This window comes from Sphingosinicellaceae bacterium, assembly GCA_019285715.1.
Lineage (GTDB): Bacteria > Pseudomonadota > Alphaproteobacteria > Sphingomonadales > Sphingomonadaceae > Glacieibacterium.
Map to the genome: position 1 here is coordinate 3,774,998 of CP079108.1, position 23,514 is coordinate 3,798,511.

A 23,514-nucleotide genomic window follows, 5' to 3' on the forward strand; every position below is an offset into this window, starting at 1 on the left:
TGAGGGCGATAAGGGCAGCGGCCGTGAACTTCACTTGCCGGACGCAGCAGCGCCGGTCTGGGATAGATAGGCGATGAGGTTCGCACGGTCTGCCGCGACAGGAAGGCCGGCGAAGATCATCTTGGTGCCGGGCACGACCGCCTTGGGGCTGGTCAGGTACTTGTCCAGCGTATCCTCGGTCCAGGTCAGGCCGATGCTCTTCATGGCGGGCGAGTAATTGAAGTTGGGGATGCTGCCCGACTTGCGTCCGACGACGCCGGCCAAGGACGGCCCGATGCGGTTTTCGCCGGCGGTGAAGGAGTGGCAGACCATGCACTTGTTGGCGACGACCTTACCGGCGACGGGATCGCCCGCGGCACTGGCGGCGGCGGGCAGCGCCAGCAGGATGGCGGCAACGATGAAGGCGTTTCGCTTGGTCGTCATGTCATTCTCCAGATCAGGGTTCGCGGTAGCAGGTTTGACCATGCTGACGCTTCAAAAGCAGCGGAAGTCGGCTTCGACCTGGGCTTCGCGAAGCCGGTCGACGACGTCCTTGAGGGCCGGGGTGTCGCGGAACATGCCGGCGGCCTCGCCACCGACGAGACGCATTCGCAGCACCGTGTCGGCGCGTTCGTAGATCTCAAAGGGCATCGCCGAAGCAATAGTGTCGATGCTGCATGAACAGCGTCTTAGCGCATCCTGCGTCTGCCCGTTCGCCGCCATGCAGCCGATTACGTAATCGGCGGTGGTTTCGGTCGGATAGCTGTTCGCCGCGGCCTTCGCGGGGAGCATCCCGGCGGGCACCGCGACCAGCGCGGCGCAGAGAAATTGACGGAGGAGTGCTTGACGAATCATGGCGCAGCCTCCGTAGGCGGCAGCAACGGCACGTGGGAGGCAGTCAGGATCGCCTCGATCGGCGCACGGTTGGCGGTAATGAATTGCTCGATGCGAGCCTTCCACCGGGCCTCGCCGAAGCGCGTCGCCATGCCGATGTCGAAGGCGAGCGGCGACGGCTTGGGGCCGCTCGCGAGCGGCGTGACGCGGAACACGCCGGGCTGCAGGCTGGCGAACCACGCACCAATCGGGCCCCATACCACGGCGGCGTCCACCTGGCGCGCGGCGACGTCGTCGATCATGCGCTTGCCGACGATCGCGGCACCGGTGTCGAAGGTCAGCGAATAGCCTCGCATGGTGTCGAGCATGCCGGCGCGGGCGAGCACGTCGGCGGCGGGCGAACTCGACTGCGCCCCGATCGACAGGCGCTTCAGGGCCGGGTCGTCGAGCGTCGTCGCGGTGATGTTGTCGGCGGCGCGGGTGACCAGCACATAGGTAGAGCGGTAATAAGGAATCGTCGTCGAGGCGATGTCGATGCCGACGACGGTGCCCATCACGACGTCGCAGCGCCGCGCCATCAGCGTGCGTCGGTAGAAGCCGATGCCGGTCGGGAACCACGTGTAGGCGACGGGCACGCCCAGGTCCTTGGCGAACAGTTCGGCGATGCGGTTCTCATAACCCTTGCCGTCCTCGGTCGACGACGGCGGTGCGGACGGATCGGCACAGACGCGGAGAGTAGCACGGTCGATCGCCTCGGCACGCTCGGCGGCGATGGTCGGCGTCGCGGCGGAAAACCCAAGCGCCGCGAGCAGGACCGCGCGCCAGGTCGCCGGCATCAGGACCCCATGCAGGCAGTTTCGGCTGCGGCGACATCGGCGGGTTTCTTGGGCTGGGGATCCGGGCGGCCGCGGCCAAGCGAGCCGTCGGCGCGAGCCTTCAGGTAGGTGTAGATATCCTCGATGTAGCACATCACGTTGGGGTCGGTGCCGAACGCGGGCATCGCCAGCTCGCCGTTCTGCTTGCCGTTGACGACGGTGGTCAGGAACGTGTCATGATCCATCGTCTTGAGCGAGTTGGTCAGGTTCGGGGCGAAGGTGCCACCGAGCGCATCGGTACCGTGGCAGACCTGGCAGTTGCCGCTGTAGCGCTTGTAGCCGCTGAATACCGGCCAATCGACAGCCTTACCTGGAGCGGCTGCGGCGGCCGGTGCGGTGACCGCTGCGGCGGGAGCCTGGGCATTGGCGATATCGAGGTTGGACGAAAGGACGAGCGCCGTAATCATGACGCTCAGCTTGAACACGGTTTTCATTAAATCTGCCTGCAAGCCTTTATCGAAGATACGGGGAGCGCCACAGCGGCGCTCCCCAGATTAGTCATTCTCCGGCGATCAGTTCGATGCGACCGCCGCTCCACCGGGAACCTCGAACACGGTTAGAGCACCGCCGAGGTTGGTGTACTGCGACAGGCTGCGATAGGCACCGACGGCACCCAGGCCTTCCTGGTCGCCGGTCAGGCCAGCGGCCATGCCGATCGCCGCCCAGCCACCGACGCCCGACAGCACCGCGACGTACTGCTTGCCGTTGTAGGTGTAGGTGTTGATGTTGCCGATGATGCCCGACGGCGTCTTGAACTTGTACAGTTCCTTGCCGGTGTTGGCATCAACAGCCTTCAGATAGCCTTCCATGGTGCCGTAGAAGACAACGTCGCCGGCGGTGGCGAGCGCACCGCTCCACACCGAGAACGGCTCCTTCACTTCCCACTTCACCTTGCCGGTGGTCGCATCCCAGGCGGCGAAGCGACCGAGGTTGGTCTCACCCTTGGGCGGGAACATCGTCAGGTTGGCACCGACGTAGGGCGACCCGGCGACATAGGCGACCTTGGTCGGCTCGTAGTTCATGCAGACGTGGTTGCCCGGGATGTAGAACAGGCCGGTCTTCGGGCTGTAGGCCGAGGGCTGCTGGTCCTTCGAGCCGAGTGCGGCCGGGCAGACGTCCTTGGTGACGACGTCCTCGCCGTTGCCTTCGGTCGAGTATGCGGCGACGCGCACCGGCAGGCCGGTCTTCTTGTCGATCGAGGACGCCCAGTTGACCGCCGGGTCGTACTTCTCGGCGACCAGCATCTCGCCGGTCAGGCGGTCGAAGGTGTAGCCGAAGCCGTTGCGGTCGAAGTGGACGAGGAGCTTGCGGTCCTTGCCGTTCATCTTCTTGTCGACGAGGATCATCTCGTTGACGCCGTCATAGTCCCACTCGTCGTGGGGGGTCATCTGGTAGATCCACTTGGCCTTGCCAGTGGTGGCATCGCGGGCCCAGACCGACATCGACCAGCGGTTGTTGCCGGGACGCTGTGCCGGGTTCCACGCACCCGGATTGCCGGACCCGTAGTAGATCAGGTTGGTCTGGGGGTCATAGCTGGTCCAACCCCAGGTGGTGCCGCCGCCGAGCTTCCACTGGTCACCCTTCCAGCCGGCGAGGCCGGAGTCCTTGCCGACGGCCTTGCCCATCGACATGGTCTTTGCCGGGTCGATCAGCGTGTCGCTGTCGGGACCCGACGAATAGGCCCGCCAGACGCGCTTGCCGTCGGCGATGTTGTAGGCCGTCATCGCGCCGCGAACGCCGAACTCGCCGCCGCTGTTGCCGATCAGGACCATGTTGCCGATGACCATCGGCGCGGCGGTGCCGGTCTCACCCTTGGTCGGGTCGCCGTTCTTGATGGACCACAGCAATTTGCCGGACTTCGCATCGAGCGCGACCAGCGTGGTGTCGGCCTGGTGCAGGAAAATCTTGCCGTCGCCGTAGGCAACGCCGCGGTTAACGGTATCGCAGCACATCACCGCGATGGTCTTGTTGTCCTGCTTCGGCTCGTACTGCCAGGCGATCGTGCCATCCTTCGACAGGTCGAGGGCGAACACCTTATTGGGATACGGGGTGTGGATGTACATCATGTTGCCGATGACCAGCGGGCCGCCTTCATGGCCGCGGAGGACGCCGGTGGAGAAGCTCCAGGCAACGCGCATGTCCTTGACGTTGGTCGCGTTGATCTGGCTGAGTTCACTGTAGCGCGTGCTGCTGTAGTTACCGAGCGGCATGACCCACTGGTTGGCGTCCTTCTGCAAAGCTACCAGTTCGTCGCGTGCAGTCGCGGGTACCGCCGTGGCCGCAAGTGCCAGGCCCATCGCCGCGCCAACCAGATATTTCCTGACCATCATCATCTTCCCCAGTGACCTCCGAAATCGTCGACCAGACCTCTGCGAAGCCGTCGCGACATGCCAGTTTTATCCCGATCTGGCGCCGGGTGTTCGATTTGAAATCTGTCTGCCCTAGCTTGCAGTCCGTCAACCCAACTTTAGTAGCATACGCAAGCGCACCAAGTTGTCAGCCCGAGAAAGTGCCGCTTAATCAGTGTAAGACGCTGATCATCTGCGACAATATGATTATTTCCGCCCGCCGTCTGCTGCAGGTGCGAAGGATTTATTGTGCAGGTGCGAACGAATGGTGATGCCGCATCAACCTGTTCGGTGCGAAATAGCCGAGCGGACCAATAACGATCCCAGGTTCAGCTTTCAGATGCCGCTAGTTCGGCGTGCGCAGCGGCAGGGACGTCATCAATCCGTCATGGATCTCGCCGGCGAGGAAGCGTCCGGCCCGGGCCCACGACTCGTCGCTGTCGTCGCGAAAACTCAGGTCTCGCGCCCAGATCGTGCGATTGCTCTGGGTGTCGACCAGCCGGGTCACGACATTCATGATCAGGGTACTGACCTTGTGGACCGTGGTCACCGCGATCAGCGTCGCGTTCTTCGCCCGGGCCAGTGCGAGCTGGCACTCGGCATCGTTGTTTGGGCAGCCGGCGTGCATCGCCTCGCTGGTCTCGATCTGCGCCGACACGCCGGGCTGGTGGCCGAGCGCCGCCGCCATCTCGGTCGACATCGAGCGCTGGCGCCGATCATGGTCGGCCTTGTGGTCGGCCTGCTCGTTGGAGGTGTCGAGGAAGCTGACCGGATAGACCGCGATCACGGCCGCCGCGCTCGCCGGTCCTGCCGCCACCAGCGCCAGCACGGCTATCATCACGCGACGTGCGGCGACCATATTGGAGTTCCTCCCGAGAACGCTGCGGGATACGCGCCACTCGGAGGCTGGTTCCGGTAGCCCCCGCGTGACCACCGTACACGACCGGCCGGACTGCGTCAGAATTTCGCCCGCACTCCCGCGAGCCAGCGGCGCGGTGCGCCCGGCCCCAGGCTGCGCGGGTCGCTGGCACCAGGGGCCTCGGACAGCTCGACCTCGCCGGTCTCGGAGAAGGTACCGAAGGTGGCATAGCGCTTGTCGAAGACGTTCGACAGCTCGGCGAACAGCGTCACCGGGCCGGCCACGGCGACGCTGCTGCGCAGGTTGACCAGCGCGTAACCGCCGGTCTTCGGCTGCAGGTTCGCCTCGTCGCCGACCAGATACTGGCCGGTCTGCGCCTGGACGTCGCCGCCCAGCGAGAAACCGCGCCCGGTGTAGTCGACCGAGACCAGCCCGCGGTGGCGCGGCACGCTCGGCAGGCGGTCGCCGCGCCCGACCGCGATCTGGCCGTCCTCGTTCGCGGAGGGATTGTCGGGACTGTTGAGCAGCAGCGGCGTGCGGAAAGTGGCGTCGGTAAAGGCATAGCCGGCGTGGATCGACCACGGCCCCTGGACCGCGGTGACGCTGGCCTCGACCCCCTGTCGCCGGGTCTGGCCGATGTTCTGGAAGAAAGCCCGGCCACGGGTTTCGGCGGCGATGAACTGGATGTCGTCGTGGTTGGTGGCGCGGTAGCCCGAGAGCAGCCAGTCGATCTGCCACTGGCCCTCGTGCAGCCGGCCCGATGCGCCCAGCTCCCAGGTCTTGGCGACAACCTGCTTGAGCGGCGGATCACCGACGAAGAAGTTGGTCAGGCTGCACGGAGCATTCTCGTCGGCGCAGGCGAGCTCGGCCGGGGTCGGCGCGCGGTTGGTCTCGGCATAGCCGCCGCGGAACGACAGCGCCGTCGAGATTTCCCAGTCCAGCTCGGCGCCCGGATTGACCCGGGTGAACTTGTGGTTGCCGTCGAGCACGGTGCCGATGCGGTCGTCGAGGATGACCTTGGCCTGGTTCCAGCGCACCCCGAGCTCGGCGCTCAGCCCGCGGAACAGCGGCAGTTTGTCGGCGAGGAACACGCCCGTGTAGCGGGTCCGGGCGTTGAGCGCGACCGGCGTGATCGAGCCGTCGGGCTGGGCGATGATCGGCCCGAGCCCGGTGACGCTGCGGTCCTCGGTCAGCTGGCCGAGTTCGGTCGAGCTATCGAAGCGCGTGTGGCTGCGGTCGTAGCTGGCGCCGATGGTGAGCTGGTTCTCGCCGCCGAACAGCGCGCGCTTGTCGACCAGCTGGACCAGCGCGCCGCCGGCCCTGGTGTTGGTGCGGCTGCGGTTGAGGACTCCGTAGCCCTCCCCGCCGAGCGTGTCGGGAACGAAATTGCCGGCATTGTCGCGCAGCAGGTCAGCATCGCCGGCGGCATTCTCCAGGCACAACAGGCCCGCGGCCTCCTCGCCGTCGCATGCCTCGACGTCGGCAGCGTCGCCGTTGACCGTCTTCTGCCTGAGCTGCTGGTAATAGAGGCTGGCTTCGAGGCGGGTGGTGGACGACAATTCGACCCACGGATGCAGGCTGACGCGGCCGTATTTGTTGCGGGTGTTGTCGGGGTAGGTGAACACCGCCCGGCGGTCAGCGGCGAGCAGCTCGACGGGTGCGGACCCATTCCCGGTCAGGTCGCTGTCGGCGCCGGTCAGCTTGAGGTGAATGCCGGCCTTGTCGCCATCGTAGCCGAAGTCGGCGAAGCCGTTGTACAGCGTCGAGGGCGAGTGCCGCCGCCAGCCGCTGTCATGGTTCTCCTCGAGCGCGATGTAGGCGCTGAGCGGCCCGCTGTTCCAGCCCACCTCGACCGAGCCTTGCGCGCGGCCATAGCGCCCGCCCGCGCCCGAGATCGCGAACCCCGGTGCGGTCCGCCCGGTCTTGGTGCCGACGACGATCGCGCCGCCGAGCGCGTTGAGGCCGTAGACCGGGCTGGCGTCGAGGATGGTGATGGTGTCGATCGCGGCTTGCGGCAGCAGGTCGAAGTTGACGGTGTCGCCGAACGGCTGGTTGAAGCGGGCACCGTCGACGTAGAACGCCAGGCCCTGCGCGGTGCCCTGCAGCGGCGAGGCGACGAAGCCGCGATAGACCAGGTTCGGCTGGAACGGATTGCTCTGCGCCTCCGACAACGACAGCCCCGGCACCGTCCGCGCCAGCCCGCCGAGCAGGTCGGCATGGCCCGCCCGGTTGAGGTCGGTCGAGGTCACGACAGTCGCATCGTCGAGGTCGAGGCCACCGCCCGGAGCGGTCACGACGATGGTCGGGTTGGAGGGATCGGAGTCCTGCGCCACCACCGGGCTCGCGACGAGGACCGGCCCCGCAACGAGGGCGATGACGAGAAACTTCCGGGCCATGCAGCACTCCCCCTGGGACTGGCCCGATTCCGGGCCTTGCCCCGTCGTTAGAAGGTGAGCGGCGAAGAATCCTGAAGAGTCGTTCAGGTAACGTCGTCCTTTAGGACAAGCTGGAAGCCCCGGCCGCGCAGCGTGCGGATCGTTGGCGCGTCGGGGTGAGCCGCCAGCGCGCGGCGCAGCGTGCCGACATAGACGTCGACCGCATTGTCGCTGACATCCGCTTCGCTGCCCCACACCGTCTTGAGCAGCGTCTCGCGCGCGATCGGGGCACCGCCACCGACGACGAGCACGGCGAGCACCTCGAAGGCGCGCGGGCTGAGGCCGAGGCGGGTGGCGCCGACGGAGGCTTCGCGGGCGAAGCGGTCGAGGCGCAGGCTGCCGAAACCGATGCGCCCGGGCCTCGCCCCGGAGCGGCGGATCATCGCCGCCAGCCGCGCCACCAGCTCCGCGAACGCGAACGGCTTGGGCAGGTAGTCGTCGGCGCCGCAGTCGAAGCCGTCGAGCCGGTCCTGCAGCGTCGTCCGCGCCGTCAGCATGATGATCGGCGTGTCGATGCCCGCCGCGCGCATGTCGCGACACAGGTCGAGCCCGTCGCCGTCGGGGAGGCCGAGGTCGAGCACCGCCGCGCAATAGTCGCCGCTGGCGAGGCTGGCGGCGGTGTTGCGGCCATCGCGCTGCCAGTCGACGACATAGCCCTCGGCGGTCAGTCCGCGAAGCGCGAAACGGGCGATGCCGGGATCGTCCTCGACGAGCAGCAGCCTCATGCCGGGACCGCGAGCGGAAGTTCGATGGTCACCACGCAGCCACCCGCCGCGGCGTTCCCGGCACGGATCGTGCCGCCGTGCTGCTCGACGACCCAGCGTGCGAGCGCGAGACCGAGCCCGACACCGCTGCGCGAGCGTGGCGTCGCCGACTGGTAATAGGGATCGAAGACATGCGGCAGGTCGGCCTCGGCGATCCCCGGGCCCTGGTCGGCGATGACCAGCGCGGCCCCGGCGGCGCTGGCGGACAGTTCGACCCGCAGCGTGCCGGCACCCGAGAACTTGATGCCGTTGTCGATGATCGTCAGCGCCGCCTGCTGCAGCCAGCGCGCATCGCCGTCGACGACCAGCGGACCGGACGGGGTGCGAACGTCGAGCACCACATCATTCGACCCGGCGTATCCGGCGACCGTCGCCGCACTTGCCTTGACCAGCGCCGCCAGGTCGACGGGGGCGCGCTCGAGGACGAGCCGGCCGTCGTCGGCGCGGGCGATGCCGAGCAATTCCTCGAGCCGGCGGTCGAGCACGTCGGCCTGCACGACGATCTCGCCAAGCACGCCGCGCATCGCCGCCGCATCGTCGCCAACCCGCAGCGCGACCTCCGCCTCGCCACGCACCACCGTGATCGGCGTCCGTAGCTCGTGGCTCAGCTTGGCGAAGAACAGCCGCCGGCTGCGGTCGACCTCGGCCAACCGCTCGCTCTTGGTCTCGAGTTCGGCGGTGCGCTCGCGCACGAGTTGCGCCAGCTGGCGGTTGCCGTAGCGAAAGGCCAGTCCGGCAACCACTGCGAGCGCCACTGCCGCGCCGGCCAATGCCAGCCCGACAAGGTTCATGCGGAGCCGCAGCCGCGCCATCGACGCTGCGGTGCCGACGGTTTCGGCCTGCTCGCGCGCCGCAATGGCAGCGACAGCGTCGCTCAACTCGCGCAGCGCGGACACGGCAAGTGCCGGATCACTCGCCGACGCCGCCTGCAGCGCCAGCGCCTCGAAATGCCTGGCCGTGTTGCGCTCGGCGACCAGCGCAGCGCCGATCCGGCCGCGCTGGCGCTCGACCACCGCGGCTTCGTGTTCGACCGAGGCCCGGTACGCCTTGAGCTGCGCGGCCAGCAGCGCCCGATCGGCGCCCCCCCGGCTGCCGTCACGGACCGCTCCGGCCACCGTCGCGGCGATTGCCGACACCGCGGTCGACTGCTCCTGCGAGGCCAGCGAGCGCTCGAGATAGCGGTCGGCAGCGGCGAGGCTCAGGAACTGCACCACGGCCAGGGCTGCGACACAGAGTATCAACAGGGTCCCGCAGATCGCGGCGGCTGCGGGTTTCATCACCGGGAGCCTAGGTGATGGACCTGCCCGGCGCAAAGCGCGCCGCCGTCGCCAGGACCGGCGAAGTCGATCCCGGTCGACAATACCGGGAGCTATCGTCAATACGGGGGATGCCCCGAGCCTCTGGCCAGATTGCAGCGCTGCCCTACCGGATCGAAGCCGATGGCCGCGCGTCGGTGCTGTTGATCACATCGCGGGGAACGCGGCGCTGGGTGATCCCAAAGGGCAACCACATGGCCGGCATCGACCCGCACCAGGCGGCGGCAGTCGAGGCCTTCGAGGAGGCCGGCATCAGCGGCCTGCTGTGCCCGACCCCGCTCGGCAGCTTCATCTATGACAAGCGCCGCGACAACGGCAGCGTCCGCGAAGTCGAGGTCGTGGTGTTCCCGCTTGCGGTGACCGAAGAACTGGAGAGCTGGCCCGAGGACCAGCAGCGCCTGCGCCAGTGGTTCTCGCTCGACGAGGCCGTCGCGGCGGTCGACGAGCCCGAACTCAAGGCGATCATCCGGGCGTTCCGCAATCCGCCGCGCTTTCCCGGTATCACCGATCGTGCCGTGTCGTGGGCGCGCGAGGCAGGAGGAAAAAGGTATCCGATGCTGGGATGGTTCCAGGCGCTCATGCCGAAACAGGGCCGGTTCTTCGAGCTGTTCGACGAACACGCAGCGACCCTGGTTGCGGGTGCCGACGCGCTGGCGCGGCTGCTCCAGGGCGGCAGCGGCATCGCCGAGCACAGCAAGACCATCTACGACCGTGAGAACGAGGCCGACAACATCACCCGGCAGGTCCTCCAGGACGTCCGCCGGACCTTCGTGACGCCGTTCGACCGCAGCGCGATCACCAGCCTGATCAGCTCCATGGACGACGCCATCGACCAGATGAACAAGACCGCCAAGGCGATCTCGATCTTCGAGGTCACCGAGTTCGAGCCCCAGATGGGCGACATCAGCGGCATCATCGTCGAGGCGGCGCGGGTGACCGCGGAGGCGATCCCGCTGCTGCGCTCGGTCGGCGGCAATGCCAGCCGGCTGCACGTCCTGACGGCGCGCATCATCCGGCTCGAGGGCGAGGCCGACGATATCCACGACGCCGGCCTGAAGGGACTCTTCAAGCGCTACGGCGAGACCCGCCCGATGGGGTTCATCGTCGGACGGGAGCTGTACGGCCACCTCGAGCGCGTCGTCGACTGCTTCGAGGAGGTCGCCAACGAGATCCAGGGTCTCGTGATCGACCACGCCTGATGGTCCTGTCCTTCGGCATGCTGTGCGCGCTGATCGGCGTGGCGCTGGTCTTCGACTTTCTCAACGGCCTCCACGACGCCGCCAACTCGATCGCGACGATCGTCTCGACGCGGGTGCTGCGCCCGCAATACGCCGTCGTTTGGGCGGCGTTCTTCAACTTCATCGCGTTTCTGTTCTTCGGGCTGCACGTCGCCCAGACCGTCGGCACCGGCATCGTCGACGCGGCGATCATCGACCCGCAAGTCATCTTCGGGGCGCTGATGGGCGCGATCGTGTGGAACGTCGCGACCTGGATCCTCGGCATTCCGTCGAGCAGCAGCCACGCCTTGATCGGCGGCCTGCTCGGGGCCGGCACCGCCAAGGCCGGGACCAGCGCCATCGTCTGGGCCGGCGTGCTCAAGACCTCGGCGGCGATCGTGCTGTCCCCGGCAGTCGGACTGCTGCTGGCGCTGCTGATCGTGCTGATCGTCGCGTGGCTGTTCGTGCGCGCGACGCCCTCGGCCGCGGACGGCATCTTCCGCAAGCTCCAGCTGGTCTCGGCGTCGCTCTACTCGCTCGGCCACGGCGGCAACGACGCGCAGAAGACGATGGGGATCATCGCGGTGCTACTGTATTCGCAAGGGCGGCTTGGCGGTGCGTTTCACGTACCGTTGTGGGTCGTGCTCTCGTGCCAGGCCGCGATGGCGCTCGGTACGCTGCTCGGCGGCTGGCGGATCGTCCACACCATGGGCTCCAAGATCACGCGACTGACCCCGATGCAGGGTTTCTGCGCCGAGACCGGGGGTGCGATCACCTTGTTCGCGGCGACCTGGCTCGGCGTGCCGGTGTCGACCACCCACACGATTACCGGCGCGATCGTCGGGGTCGGGGCGTCGCGGCGCCTGTCGGCGGTGCGCTGGTCGATTGCCGGGCGGATCGTCATCGCGTGGTTCGTGACTTTGCCGGTGGCGGCGCTGGCGGGCGCGCTGTTCTACTGGGCGGTCAGGCTGGTCGCGTAAGCTGGCGAGGTTCCGGCGAGCGTGGCCATGGTGACCGGCAAGGCATCGAGATCGCCGCAGACCAGCCACGCGCCGGAAAAGTCCTCGCCGCGACTGTAGAGCGACGGCGTCACGATCGTCCTGATCCCGCACGCCGCCGCCGCAACCAGCCCATTGCGCGAATCCTCGATCGCGACGGCTTCGTCCGCGGCGACCCCGAGCGCCGCCAGTGTCAGCGCATAGACCTCCGGGTCGGGCTTCTTGATCCTGACGTCCTCGCCGGCGACGATCGCGTCGAACCACGTCGCGGCGTCGGGGGCGAGCAGCTGCACGAGCAACGCGTCGAGGTTCGACCGGCTGGTGGTGGTCGCAATGCCCAGCTTGACCCCCGCCGCGCGCGCCTCGCCGATTAGTCGCGCCACGCCCGGACGTAGCGCCACCTCACCGCTCGCGACGAGGTCCGCGTAGAGCGCGTTCTTGCGGGCATGGAGGGTGGCGATCTCGGCAGGTGTCGCGGTTTCGCCGATGGTCGTCAGGAAGTGCGCGATACGCTGCTGGCCGCCGGTAACGCGGAGCAGGTCGCGGTAGGCATCGACGCTCCAGTACCAGTCACGACCGGCCTCGGCGAACGTCTGGTTGAAGGCGGCGCGGTGGGCTTCCTCGGTTTCCGCCAGCGTGCCGTCGACGTCGAAGATCAGCGCGCGCAGCCCCACCTAGGCCGCCCGGCGCATCGCACCCGACGCGGCGTTGCGGATCGCGTCGATGTTGGCGCGGTAGTCGACGACGCCCTTGCCCTTGAACACGGCCGACCCGGCGACGACCACGGTGGCTCCAGCGGCCGCGACCGCCGGCACCGTTTCCGGTGTGATGCCGCCGTCGACCTCGATCTCGATCGGGCGGTTACCAACCAGATCGCGGACAGTGGCGATCTTCTCGAGCACCGACGGGATGAAAGCCTGGCCGCCGAAGCCGGGATTGACCGACATCAGCAGGATCAGGTCGAGCCGATCCAGGACATGGCGCAGGAAATCGACCGGCGTCGCGGGGTTGATCGAGACGCCCGCTTTCTTGCCGAGCGAGCGGATGAGCTGGAGCGTCCGGTCGAGGTGCGGTCCAGCCTCGGCATGGACGGTGATGATGTCGGAGCCCGCGTCCGCGATCGCCTGCACGTAGGCGTCGACTGGGGCGATCATCAGGTGGGTGTCGAAGATGCGGTCGGTGTGCGGGCGCAGTGCCTTGATGACCGCGGGTCCGTAGCTGATATTCGGTACGAAATGGCCGTCCATGATGTCCATGTGGATCCAGTCGGCACCCGCGGTGGTGACGTCGGTGACCTCCTGGCCCAGCCTGGCGAAGTCGGCGGCGAGGATCGAGGGGGCGATGATCATGCGACGTGCTCCGCGGCGATGAAGACCCGGCTGGAACGGATGTCCTCGGGTTCGAGCGTCGACAACTGGTCGGCGGTGACCGGTCCGCTGGATTGTTCGAACAAGCGGATCGCCTGCCGCAGCCGGGCGCGGTCGAGGGCATTGCGGATCGAGCGGGCATTGGCGAACAGCGGCTGGCTCTTGCGCGCCGGGACATAGTCGATCAGCGCGGCGCGGGCCGGGTCACTGAGGCGGTAGTTGAGTCGCGACAGCATGATCTCGCCGATCTCGACGAGTTCGGTGTCGCTGTAATCCGGAAAGTCGATGTGGTGCGCGACGCGCGAGCGAAAGCCGGGGTTGGAGGCGAAGAACGTCTCCATCCGGTCACCGTAGCCCGCGAGGATGACGACCAGGTCGTCGCGCTGGTTCTCCATGACCTGAAGCAGGATCTCGATCGCCTCCTGCCCATAGTCGCGCTCGTTCTCGGGCCGGTACAGGTAGTAGGCCTCGTCAATGAAGAGCACGCCGCCCATCGCCTTTTTCAGGACGTCCTTGGTCTTGGGCGCGGTGTGGCCGATGTATTGGCCGACGAGATCGTCGCGAGTCACCGACACCAGTTGCGGCCGCCGGACATAGCTCAGCTTGTGCAGGATGCCCGCCATCCGCATCGCCACCGTCGTCTTGCCGGTGCCCGGGTTGCCGGTGAAGCTCATGTGAAGCGTCGGCGGCTCGGTCACCAGCCCGAGCCGCGCCCGCACCCGGTCGACCAGCAGCAGCGCTGCGATCTCCCGGATGCGACGCTTGACCGGGGCAAGCCCGATCAGTTCGGCGTCGAGTTGCGCGAGTTCGTCGGCAATGCCGCTTTCGGCGAACTCGCGCTGGAGGTCGACGGTATCAGGCACTGTAGCGCTCGCCTTCCGGACGGTCGGCCGAGTAGGCGCGGGTGGTGTAGCCGATCTGGCGACCGGCGCGCTCCTGCCGCTCGAGCGCGAAGCCGGGTTCGTTCGCCGGGCGGTCGGTGATGAACGACAGCCGCACCGACTCCCAGCCGTGGCTCGCATCGAACGCCGTCAGCCGGATGTAGTTGCTGCCGGCGTGCGCCTTGCGGCATGCCGCAAGCTCGAACATCACACCTGCCGCGTCAGGAACGTCGAACATCGGGATGCCCCACATCTCCCAATAGGTGTTCCGCGGGTGAGGATCGTCGGTATATTCGAGGTTCACCGCCCAGCCGTGATCGAGGCAGTATTGCACCTGCGTCGTGATCTGGTCATCGGTCAGGTCCGGCAGGAACGAGAATGTGCCCTGGGTGATACGCATGGCTGCTTCTCCTTATGCGAAGGTCGGGGTGGGAACGAAGTCGGCGGTGTCGGTCGACTCGTAGTTGAAGCTGATGCCCTTCCAGGTATCGAGCGCGGCCTTCAACGGTGAGCACCAGCGCGCCGCCGCCGCCAGGATCTCGGGACCCTCGGCGAGGTAATCGCGGCCTTCGTTACGCGCCATGATCATCGCTTCCAGCGCCACCCGGTTGGCGGTCGCACCGGCCTGGATGCCCATCGGGTGGCCGATCGTGCCGCCGCCAAACTGCAGAATGACGTCTTCACCCAGATAGTGGATCAGTTGGTGCATCTGTCCGGCGTGGATGCCGCCCGAGGCAACCGGCATGACCTTGTTCAGCGAACCCCAGTCCTGGTCGAAAAAGATGCCGTGCTCGAGATTCTCGGGGACGCGATCCTCGCGCAGCACGTCGTAGAAGCCGGCGATCATCAGCGGGTCACCCTCCAGCTTGCCGACGACGGTGCCGGCGTGGATGTGATCGACGCCCGCCATCCGCATCCATTTGCAGATCACGCGGAAGTTCATGCCGTGGTTCTTCTGGCGCGAATAGGTCGAGTTGCCGGCGCGGTGAAGGTGGAGGATCATGTCGTTCTTGCGGGCCCACTTGGCCATCGACTGGATCGCGGTATAGCCGATCACCAGGTCGATCATGACGATGTTGGAGCCGAGGTCGCGGGCGAATTCGGCGCGCTCGTACATCTCCTCCATCGTGCCGGCGGTGACGTTCAGATAATGGCCCTTGACCTCGCCGGTCGCCGCCTGCGCCTTGTTGACCGCTTCCATCACGTAGAGGTAGCGGTCGCGCCAGTGCATGAACGGCTGCGAGTTGATGTTCTCGTCGTCCTTGACGAAATCGAGCCCGCCTTTGAGCGCCTCATAGACGACGCGGCCATAATTGCGGCCCGACAGGCCGAGCTTGGGCTTGGTCGTCGCGCCGAGCAACGGGCGGCCGAATTTGTCGAGCCGCTCACGCTCGACGACGATGCCGGTCGCCGGGCCCTGGAAGGTCTTCAGATAGGCGACCGGGATACGCATGTCCTCGAGCCGCAGCGCCTTGACCGCCTTGAAGCCGAAGACGTTGCCGATGATCGATGCGGTCAGGTTCGCAATCGAGCCGCCCTCGAACAGGTCGATGTCGTAGGCGATGTAGGCGAAGAACTGATCCGGGGAATTCGGCACAGGCACGACGCGGTAGGCCTTGGCGCGGTATTTCTCGCACGCGGTCAGCCGGTCGGTCCAGACGACGGTCCAGGTCGCGGTCGAGCTCTCCCCGGCGATCGCCGCAGCCGCCTCGATCGAGTCGACGCCGGCTTGCGGCGTGACCCGGAACAGCGCGATCAGGTCGGTGTCCTTGGGGACATAGTCGGGCTCCCAATAGCCCATCTTGGCGTATTCCATGACACCGGCGGCATAGCGCTCCTTGCCGGTGATCGGGGTCTGGATGTTCATGCGGCTTCTCCTTGGATAGAGGCACGGGGTTTCGGATCGAGGGCCCCAGAGGCGTAGCGGCGGGCCATGTCGGCGATCGGCACGATCTTAATCTTGCTGGCGTTGCCCGCCGTCCCGAACGCCTCGAAGCGGGCGCGGCAGATCGAGGCCATCGCGTCCATCGAGGGTTTCAGGAACTTGCGCGGGTCGAATTCGGACGGCTGGGTGGTCGCGATGCGCCGGAACTCGGCCGCCGCGACCAGGCGCAGGTCGGTATCGATGTTGATCTTGCGGACGCCGTGCCGGATGCCGCGGACCAGCTCGTCGACCGGGACGCCGTAGGTCTCGCGCATCTCGCCGCCGTTGGCGTTGAAGATTTCCTGCCACTCTTCCGGCACCGACGACGAGCCGTGCATGACGATGTGCGTGCCGGGCAATCGCTCGTGGATGCGCTCGATGACGTCCATCGCCAGGATGTCGCCGGTCGGCTTGCGGCTGAACTTGTAGGCGCCGTGGCTGGTACCCATCGCGACGGCCAGCGCATCGACCTTGGTCTCGGCGACAAAGCGCTCGGCCTCGTCGGGGTCGGTAAGCAGCATCGAATGGTCGAGCGCGCCCTCGAAGCCGTGGCCATCCTCGGCCTCGCCCTGCCCGGTCTCGAGTGATCCGAGGCAGCCGAGTTCGCCCTCGACCGACGCGCCGACCAAGTGCGCGAGGCGGGCGACTTCGGCGGTGATACCAACGTTGTAGCCGTAGTCGGCGGGGGTCTTGGCGTCCTCCTTCAGCGAGCCGTCCATCATCACGCTGGTGAAGCCGTTCTGGATCGCGGTCAGGCACGTCGCGACATCGTTGCCGTGGTCCTGGTGGATGCAGATCGGGATGGCGGGGAACATCAGTTCCAGCGCCTCCATGATCTTCGCCAGCATGATGTCGCCGGCGTAGGAGCGCGCGCCCCGCGAGGCCTGCAGGATGACCGGCGCGTCGCAGGCCTGCGCCGCCTGCAGGATGGCGAGGCCCTGTTCCATGTTGTTGATGTTGAAGGCGGGCACGCCGTAGCTGTGTTCGGCGGCGTGATCGAGCAACTGGCGAAGCGTGATGCGGGCCATGATCGCCTACTCCTTGTACTGCACGACGAGGGCGCGCGCAGCCTGCGCGACCGCGTCGGGGGTGATGCCGAAGTGGCGGTAGAGTTCGGGAGCCGGGGCGCTCGCGCCGAAGCCGGTCATGCCCACAAAAGTCCCGCGCTCGCCGATCCAGCGATCCCAGCCCAGCCGAGCCGCGGCTTCGACCGCGACGCGCGGCGCGGTGCCGAGAACGGCGCGCCGGCAGGCATCGGGCCGTTCCTCGAACAATTCCCAGCACGGCATCGAGACGACCGCCGCCCGGATTCCTTCGGCGGAAAGCGTGTCGGCGGCGGCGAGTGCGATCTCGACCTCTGAGCCAGTCGCCAGCAGGGTCACGTCGCGACCGCCCTCGGGCTCGATCAGGACATAGGCCCCGCAGGCGGTGCGGAGCTCGGCACCGTCCTCGTGGCGGACCAAGGGTAGCGCCTGCCGCGACAGGATCAGCGCGGTCGGCCGGCTCCGCTCGGCGAGCGCGATTGCCCATGCCTCGGAGGTCTCGACGATGTCGGCAGGGCGGATGACCAGCAAGTTCGGGGTTGCCCGCAGCATCGCCAGGTGCTCGATTGGCTGGTGGGTCGGGCCGTCCTCGCCGAGGCCGATCGAATCGTGGGTGAGCACGTAGATCACCCGCAGGCCCATCAGCGCCGAGAGCCGGATAGCGCCGCGCGCATAGTCCGCGAACGCCATGAAGGTGCCGCCGTAGGGCACGAGCCCGCCATGCAGCGCAATGCCGTTCATCGCCGCCGCCATGCCGTGCTCGCGGATGCCGTAGTGGAGGTAGCGGCCACTGAAGTCGCCGACCGTCACCGAGCCCAGCCCTGGTGTCAGCGTCAGGTTCGAGTGGGTCAGGTCGGCCGAGCCGCCGACCGTCAGCGTCGTCGCGCCGTTGATCGCCACGAGCGCAAGTTCCGACGCCTTGCGGGTCGCGACCTTGGTGGCCTTGGCGATATGGTCGGTGCGCAGCGCCGCCAGCGCTTCGAACACCGCCGCGGGCATATTGCCTGACATCGCGGCCTGGAACTCGGCCCGGGTCGGCGACGCGGCCAGTCGCTGCTCCCACGCCGCGCGACACGAACTGCCGCGAGCGCGCACCGTGCCCCACGCCTCGCCGACCTCGGCCGGGATATGGAACGGCTCGTGCGGCCATTCGAGGCCGAGCCGTGCCGCGGCGATCTCCTCGACCCCGAGCGGCGCGCCGTGGATGCCTTCGTTGCCCTGCTTGTTCGGTGCGCCCTTGCCGATGATCGTCCGGCAGGCGATCAGCGACGGGCGCTCGTCGGCCAGCGCGGCTGCCAGCGCCGCATCGATGGCCACCTCGTCGTGCCCGTCGATCGCCTGGGTGTGCCAGCCCGACGCCGCAAAGCGCGCGAGCTGGTCGGTCGAGGTCGACAGCGAGGTCGGCCCGTCGATCGAGATTTCGTTGTCGTCCCACAACAGGGTCAGCCGCCCGAGCTTGAGGTGGCCCGCGAGATCGATTGCTTCCTGGCTGATGCCCTCCTGAAGGCAACCGTCGCCGGCGATCACATAGGTGCGGTGATTGACCAGGGCGGAGTGGAAGCGCGCCGCCAGCATCCGCTCGGCGATCGCCATCCCGACCGCGTTGGCGAGGCCCTGGCCGAGTGGACCGGTGGTGGTCTCGATGCCGAGTGCGTGCCCGTATTCGGGGTGGCCGGCGGTGCGCGCGCCGAGCTGGCGGAACTGCCGCAGGTCGTCGGTTGCCATGTCGGCGTAACCGATCAGGTGGTGCAGGGCATACTGGAGCATCGAGCCGTGCCCCGCCGACAGGACGAAGCGGTCGCGGTCGGGCCAGTCGGGGCAGGACGGGTCGATGGTCAGGAAGTCGCGGAACAGCACGGTGGCGACGTCGGCCATGCCCATCGGCATGCCCGGGTGGCCCGAGTTTGCCGCCTGCACCGCGTCCATCGCAAGCATGCGCAGGGCGTTGCCCATGCCCGGCCGCGGCCGCTCCCGAGTCTCGGGCATCGTGCGAGCCTCTGGCATCGTGCTCATGCCATCCTCCGCTTGCGCTCGATGAGCTGCATGATCAGTGGGGTGAGGATCAACTGCATCGCGATGTCGAGCTTGTTGCCCGGCATGACGATCGAGTTGGGCCGTGACATGAAGGACTGCGGCACCATCGACAGCAGGTACGGAAAGTCGATCCCGCGCGGATTGGCGAAGCGGATCACCAGCATCGACTCGTCCGGGGTCGGTATCCACCGCGCGATGAACGGATTCGAGGTGTCGACGATCGGCACGCGCTGGAAATTGATGTCGGTCAGCGAGAATTGCGGGGTGATGTAGCGGACGTAATCGGGCATCCGGCGCAGGATCACGTCCATCACCGCCTCGGCCGAGTAGCCCCGCGTCGCCCGGTCGCGGTGAATTTTCTGGATCCACTCGAGGTTGATGACCGGCACCACCCCGACCTTCAAATCCGCATGGCGCGCCAGATTGGCGGTGTCGGTCTGGGCGCAGCCGTGCAGCCCCTCGTAGAACAGCAGGTCGCTGGGCTCGAAGTCGCGCCACTCGGTGAATTTGCCCGGCGCGACGCCGAACGCCGCCGCCTCCTGGTCGTCGTGAACGTAGCTGCGGGTCTGGCCGGTGCCGGTTTCGCCGTATTGCGCGAACACCGCGTCGAGCCGGTCGAGTTCGTTGGCGGCGGCGGCAAAGTGCGTGAAGTTCGGGTTGCCGCGCTGCTGCTCGTCGGCGACCTTGGCGGCCATCTCGGCACGGTCGTAGCGGTGGAAGGCGTCGCCCTCGATGTACGCGGCGTCGACGTTCTCGCGACGGAAGATCAGCTCGAAGATGCGCTTGACCGAAGTCGTCCCGGCTCCCGACGAGCCTGTCACGGAAATGATCGGATGGAGTGCGGACATGCTGCTTCCCCTTCAGACGCGGAACAGGCCGCGCTTGCCGAACAGCGGTGCACGCTCGGCAATCTGGCTAGGGAGGGTGTGGTAACGGCCGATGCGCGTGACCTCGGCCTCGGAGCCGAACACGAGGGGCACGCGCTGGTGCAGTTCGCTCGCTGCGATATCAAGCATCGGCTCGATACAGTCGGTGGCGCAACCGCCGGCCTGCTCGACCAGCATCGCGATCGGGTGAGCCTCGTAGACCAGCCGCAACCGGCCCTTGGCATAGCCGCGGCGGCGATCGGCAGGGTACAGGAAGACCCCGCCGCGGATCAGGATGCGGTAGGTGTCGGCTACCAGCGAGGCGAGCCAACGCATGTTGAATTCGCGCTCGCGCGGGCCGTGGCCGCCCTTGATGCAGTCGTCGAAGTACAGCCGCACCGGCTCGTTCCAGTGGCGGTAGTTCGCGGCGTTGATCGCGAACTCGGGCGTCCGACGCGGGATCGCGACTGGATCGACCGCGAGCCGGAACTGCCGCTCCGCCGCGGAATGCACGAAGATCTGCGTGCCCGCGCCGAGCGTCAGCACGAGGCAGAGCTGCGGGCCGTAGATCAGAAACCCCGCCGCCAGCTGGTCGCGGCCCGGCCGCAGGAAACTGGCGAGCGGATCGGCCTCGGCTGCGCCGACGCACTCGCGGATCGAAAAGATCGTGCCGATCGAACTGTTGGTATCGATGTTCGACGACCCGTCGAGTGGATCGATCGCCACCGCCAACGGTCGCGCGGGGTCGATCAGGACGGGCTGGTGGAGCTCCTCCGAGGCGTAGACCGCGACCGGCGCGTCGACGAGCGCGGCCATGAACCGGTCGTCCGCCAACAGGTCGAGCCCGCGCTGCTCATCACCATCGGCGTTCGAGCCGCCGTTCTTTTCGGAGAATGCGGCACCGAGCGAGCCTTCGGCGATCATCGCGGCGAGCGCGATGCCGGTATCGGCAAGGATCTGAACCGTCGCCGCCACCTCGGCGGCAAGCCGCGCGTCGCTCGCGGCATGGCGCTGCAGAAACACGTCGAGGCCGATACCGATCATGCGCTCCCCGTCTGGCGCGCCTTGATGGCGCCGCTCGTGACCTCAGGAACCACCCCACCCGATACTCAGTAAAGTTTGTAATATTTACAGATGCACTCAGAAAAACTTACTCTGTATGGATGCGTAAACTCACCCTTCGCCAGTTGAGAACCGTCCTGGCGGCGAACAGGCTGGGAAAGATCAATCTGGCGGCGCGCGAACTCGGCCTGACTCCGCCCGCCGTAACGCTGCAGCTCCAGCAAGTGGAAATCGCGGCAGGCACCGCATTGTTCGACCGCACCAGCGACGGTTTGCGCGCCACCGACGCGGGCCGCGCCGTCGTTGCTGTCGCGCAGGCTATCGAGTTCCAGCTCGAGCAGCTGGCCGACGACCTCGCCGCGATCCGCGGCGTCGGGCGCGGCACGTTGAGGCTGGGGGCAGTCTCTACCGCCAAGTATTTCGTGCCCCAATTGATGGCGGCGTTCCTTGTCGAGCATCCGGGGATCGATCTGAGGCTGTCGATCGGCAACCGCGCCGATACCATCGCCGCGCTGGAGCAACAGACGATCGATATCGCGCTGATGGGCCGGCCGCCGCACCAGCCGCCGGTCAACACCTTCCTCATCGGGGAGCATCCGATGGTCGTCATCGCGCCGCCCGGGCACGCGCTGGTCGGTGTGCGCCACATCGCGCGCTCGGTCATCGCGGGGCATCCGCTGCTCGTCCGGGAGTCCGGGTCGGGGACGCGCCGCTCGCTCGAACTCTTCCTCGGCGAGACGCCGGGCCAGACGCCGTTGCGCAGTACCGAATTCGCATCGAACGAGACCATCAAGCAGGCGGTGATGGCCGGCCTTGGGCTCGCATTGATCTCGGCGCACACGATTGCGCTCGAGGCCGAACTCGGCCGGATCGCAATCCTCGATGTCGTCGGGACGCCGGTGCGCCGGCAATGGTTTGCGGTCACCCGCGCAGACCGCACCCTGTCGCCGACGATGGCTGCCTTCAACGGTTTCATCCGGCTGCGCGCCCGCGAATTCCTGCCGGTCCTGAAGCCGCCACCGTCGTGAGTCCCTGTTCGCCGTGTATCGGTACGGTGAGAGGCTGCGAGCCTGTCGCGCCGGCATCACCAGGCTGCTGCGCTCCCGTGATGGAGAGCAAACTCCCGGGCGCCTGCTGGTGATGGACTCGACCCTGCCGATTTGCGCTCGCGTCGATCCGCCCCTAGCAACGTAAACGACGGCGGGAGATCGAATGGACAAGCGCGGAACGCGGCTATCGTCGTGTCTTGCAGCCGCGGCTGCCCTTTGCCTGCTCGGCACCGCCGCGAGCGCCCGCGACTGGGTCGTTCGGCCGGAATGGGTCCGGGCGCACGAGAGCTTCCTCGCCAGCGACGCCCTGCAGGGCCGGGGCAGCGCGACCCGCGACGAGGCCATCGCCGCCGCCTATGTCGCGTCGCAATTCGAGGGCTTCGGATTGGCCAAGGCCCCGGGAATGACAAGCTTCGACCAGAGCGTGCGTCTCATCCGGCCGCGGCTCGACGGCCACGCGCAGCTTAACGCGGGCGGCACGCCGCTGGCATCGCTATCGCTGCTGCGGACCTCGGGCGAGGTGCGTGGCACCCTCGGCGTGCTGGCGTCGGTGGACGCGGCGCAGATGCCGAGCCAGCCCGTGATCGTCGTCACCGATCGAAAGGTCTCGATGGACGCCGTCTACGAGGCTGCCGCCGCGCGGAAGGTCAAGCTGTTGATCGTGCACGAGACCGATGCGCCGCGGAAATCCTATGCTGCCCGCGGCAATGCCCCGCGCCTCGCGACCTATTTCGAGGGTGGCACACTGCCGGAAAGCATGGCCGTCGCGACCTTGTCCGACGCCGACATCGACCGACTCGCAACCAGAGCGGGGGCCGCGGTCACCCTTACCCTGCCGCCGATCATCCGCGAGCTCGCCTTCACGACCAACGCCATCGGCTATCTGCCCGGCACCGACCCGAAGGCGGGCGTGCTGCTGATCACCGCGCATCTCGATCACCTGGGGATCGTCAACGGCGTCGTGATGCCGGGGGCCAACGACGATGCTTCGGGGACGACCGCGGTGCTCGAACTGGCGCACGCCCTCGCCGGGGGCCAGCGCCTGCGCCGCGGCATCCTGTTCGTCTGCTATGGCAGCGAGGAGATCGGCGGCTTCGGCTCGCGCTATTTCGGTGCGCATCCGCCGGTGCCGCTGAGCGATATCGTCGCCAACCTCGAGATCGAGATGATCGGCGCGCAGGACCCCAAGCTGCCGCCCGGCACGATGATGATGACCGGCTACGAGCGTTCGGATTTCGGCCCGGCGCTACGCAAGCACGGCGCGCTGATCACCTCCGATCCCTATCCCGATCAGCATTTCTTCGAGCGCTCGGACAATTACTCGCTCGCGCTGGAGGGCGTCGTCGCGCACACGGTTTCGGGCTGGGCGGTAACGCCGACCTATCACCAGCCGACCGATACGCTCGGCAACCTCGACATCGCTTTCATGACCCGCGCGATCCAGTCGCTGATCGTCCCGCTGCGCCGGCTCGCGAGCGGCGACTTCAAGCCGGCATGGGCTCCCGGCGGACGCCCGGCGCCGGAACCGACGCGCTGACCGAAAGGATCACGATCAGGGATCGCACCCGCTTCACGGGGCCCGCAGTTCCCGGCCCGTAGTGGACGAAATCGAGGTCGGGCCGGCCATCGCGCCGGGTATCCGACGCTCCTCGAGGATATCGGC

The 23,514-nt window shown here is 67.3% G+C and carries 23 protein-coding genes; 5 read left to right on the forward strand and 18 right to left on the reverse strand.

All coding sequences use genetic code 11. The features are described from left to right. Positions 1 to 30: 30 nt before the first annotated feature. The 5 genes from KX816_17360 to KX816_17380 all read right to left on the reverse strand — a co-directional run bounded on the left by KX816_17360 (position 31) and on the right by KX816_17380 (position 4,015). Positions 31 to 423: a cytochrome c family protein gene (locus KX816_17360; protein ID QXQ05949.1), complete on the reverse strand. Its 393-nt coding sequence runs from the start codon at positions 421 to 423 to the stop codon at positions 31 to 33. A 51-nt stretch (positions 424 to 474) separates the two neighbouring features. Next, a complete protein-coding gene (locus KX816_17365) occupies positions 475 to 834 on the reverse strand; it encodes a hypothetical protein (GenBank protein ID QXQ05950.1) in 360 nt (119 codons plus the stop codon). Continuing rightward, positions 831 to 1,649, reverse strand: coding sequence for a quinoprotein dehydrogenase-associated putative ABC transporter substrate-binding protein (locus KX816_17370; GenBank protein QXQ05951.1), 819 nt, complete (start codon positions 1,647 to 1,649; stop codon positions 831 to 833). The genes KX816_17365 and KX816_17370 overlap by 4 nt, the downstream gene beginning before the upstream one ends. Then, positions 1,649 to 2,122: a c-type cytochrome gene (locus KX816_17375; GenBank protein QXQ05952.1), complete on the reverse strand. Its 474-nt coding sequence runs from the start codon at positions 2,120 to 2,122 to the stop codon at positions 1,649 to 1,651. Before KX816_17375 ends, KX816_17370 begins: the two co-directional genes overlap by 1 nt. Positions 2,123 to 2,200: 78 nt before the next feature. Then, positions 2,201 to 4,015, reverse strand: a complete 1,815-nt coding sequence (locus KX816_17380) for a methanol/ethanol family PQQ-dependent dehydrogenase (protein QXQ08647.1) — start codon at positions 4,013 to 4,015, stop codon at positions 2,201 to 2,203. A gap of 14 nt (positions 4,016 to 4,029) precedes the next feature. Between KX816_17380 and KX816_17385 the strand changes: the two genes are divergently transcribed. Next, positions 4,030 to 4,308, forward strand: a complete 279-nt coding sequence (locus tag KX816_17385; protein QXQ05953.1) for a hypothetical protein — start codon at positions 4,030 to 4,032, stop codon at positions 4,306 to 4,308. A 74-nt stretch (positions 4,309 to 4,382) separates the two neighbouring features. Here the strand turns inward: KX816_17385 and KX816_17390 are convergent, their stop codons facing one another. The 4 genes from KX816_17390 to KX816_17405 form a co-directional block, all read right to left on the reverse strand. Beyond that, positions 4,383 to 4,895 (reverse strand): DUF3280 domain-containing protein, encoded by a 513-nt coding sequence (locus KX816_17390; protein ID QXQ05954.1) that lies wholly within the window; start codon positions 4,893 to 4,895, stop codon positions 4,383 to 4,385. A 98-nt stretch (positions 4,896 to 4,993) separates the two neighbouring features. Further along, positions 4,994 to 7,291 carry a TonB-dependent receptor gene (locus KX816_17395; protein ID QXQ05955.1) on the reverse strand — a complete coding sequence of 766 codons (2,298 nt, stop codon included), beginning with the start codon at positions 7,289 to 7,291 and terminating at the stop codon, positions 4,994 to 4,996. An 83-nt stretch (positions 7,292 to 7,374) separates the two neighbouring features. Next, positions 7,375 to 8,055, reverse strand: a complete 681-nt coding sequence (locus tag KX816_17400; GenBank protein QXQ05956.1) for a response regulator transcription factor — start codon at positions 8,053 to 8,055, stop codon at positions 7,375 to 7,377. Then, positions 8,052 to 9,371 carry a HAMP domain-containing histidine kinase gene (locus KX816_17405; protein QXQ05957.1) on the reverse strand — a complete coding sequence of 440 codons (1,320 nt, stop codon included), beginning with the start codon at positions 9,369 to 9,371 and terminating at the stop codon, positions 8,052 to 8,054. Before KX816_17405 ends, KX816_17400 begins: the two co-directional genes overlap by 4 nt. A 110-nt stretch (positions 9,372 to 9,481) precedes the next feature. Here KX816_17405 and KX816_17410 point away from each other — a divergent pair, with 110 nt between their 5' ends. Both KX816_17410 and KX816_17415 read left to right on the forward strand, forming a co-directional pair. After that, positions 9,482 to 10,609 carry a DUF47 family protein gene (locus KX816_17410; GenBank protein QXQ05958.1) on the forward strand — a complete coding sequence of 376 codons (1,128 nt, stop codon included), beginning with the start codon at positions 9,482 to 9,484 and terminating at the stop codon, positions 10,607 to 10,609. After that, positions 10,609 to 11,607, forward strand: a complete 999-nt coding sequence (locus KX816_17415) for an inorganic phosphate transporter (protein QXQ05959.1) — start codon at positions 10,609 to 10,611, stop codon at positions 11,605 to 11,607. Before KX816_17410 ends, KX816_17415 begins: the two co-directional genes overlap by 1 nt. On the opposite strand, the gene KX816_17420 is transcribed toward KX816_17415, so the two are convergent. The 9 genes from KX816_17420 to KX816_17460 are packed head-to-tail and all read right to left on the reverse strand — an operon-like array spanning position 11,580 to position 20,784. Next, the gene (locus KX816_17420; protein ID QXQ05960.1) at positions 11,580 to 12,299 is read right to left on the reverse strand and encodes an HAD-IA family hydrolase; all 720 of its coding nucleotides are present in this window, start codon (positions 12,297 to 12,299) and stop codon (positions 11,580 to 11,582) included. The genes KX816_17415 and KX816_17420 overlap by 28 nt on opposite strands. After that, positions 12,300 to 12,974, reverse strand: coding sequence for a ribulose-phosphate 3-epimerase (gene rpe, locus KX816_17425; GenBank protein ID QXQ05961.1), 675 nt, complete (start codon positions 12,972 to 12,974; stop codon positions 12,300 to 12,302). Continuing rightward, positions 12,971 to 13,855, reverse strand: a complete 885-nt coding sequence (gene cbbX, locus KX816_17430; protein QXQ05962.1) for a CbbX protein — start codon at positions 13,853 to 13,855, stop codon at positions 12,971 to 12,973. Before cbbX ends, rpe begins: the two co-directional genes overlap by 4 nt. After that, positions 13,848 to 14,273 (reverse strand): ribulose bisphosphate carboxylase small subunit, encoded by a 426-nt coding sequence (locus tag KX816_17435; protein QXQ05963.1) that lies wholly within the window; start codon positions 14,271 to 14,273, stop codon positions 13,848 to 13,850. Before KX816_17435 ends, cbbX begins: the two co-directional genes overlap by 8 nt. Positions 14,274 to 14,285: 12 nt before the next feature. Beyond that, positions 14,286 to 15,740: a ribulose-bisphosphate carboxylase large subunit gene (locus KX816_17440; protein ID QXQ05964.1), complete on the reverse strand. Its 1,455-nt coding sequence runs from the start codon at positions 15,738 to 15,740 to the stop codon at positions 14,286 to 14,288. Continuing rightward, positions 15,737 to 16,825, reverse strand: a complete 1,089-nt coding sequence (gene fba / locus KX816_17445) for a fructose-bisphosphate aldolase class II (GenBank protein ID QXQ05965.1) — start codon at positions 16,823 to 16,825, stop codon at positions 15,737 to 15,739. Before fba ends, KX816_17440 begins: the two co-directional genes overlap by 4 nt. Positions 16,826 to 16,831: 6 nt before the next feature. Continuing rightward, the gene (gene tkt, locus KX816_17450; protein QXQ08648.1) at positions 16,832 to 18,826 is read right to left on the reverse strand and encodes a transketolase; all 1,995 of its coding nucleotides are present in this window, start codon (positions 18,824 to 18,826) and stop codon (positions 16,832 to 16,834) included. A gap of 23 nt (positions 18,827 to 18,849) precedes the next feature. Further along, complete coding sequence (locus KX816_17455) at positions 18,850 to 19,722, reverse strand: phosphoribulokinase (GenBank protein ID QXQ05966.1); 873 nt, start codon at positions 19,720 to 19,722, stop codon at positions 18,850 to 18,852. Between the two features lie 12 nt (positions 19,723 to 19,734). Next, positions 19,735 to 20,784: a class 1 fructose-bisphosphatase gene (locus KX816_17460; protein ID QXQ05967.1), complete on the reverse strand. Its 1,050-nt coding sequence runs from the start codon at positions 20,782 to 20,784 to the stop codon at positions 19,735 to 19,737. 119 nt (positions 20,785 to 20,903) lie between these two features. On the opposite strand from KX816_17460, the gene KX816_17465 reads away from it, so the two are divergent. After that, complete coding sequence (locus KX816_17465; protein ID QXQ05968.1) at positions 20,904 to 21,830, forward strand: LysR family transcriptional regulator; 927 nt, start codon at positions 20,904 to 20,906, stop codon at positions 21,828 to 21,830. Positions 21,831 to 22,014: 184 nt separating this feature from the next. Beyond that, complete coding sequence (locus tag KX816_17470) at positions 22,015 to 23,388, forward strand: M28 family peptidase (GenBank protein QXQ05969.1); 1,374 nt, start codon at positions 22,015 to 22,017, stop codon at positions 23,386 to 23,388. The last annotated feature ends 126 nt before the right edge of the window (positions 23,389 to 23,514 follow it).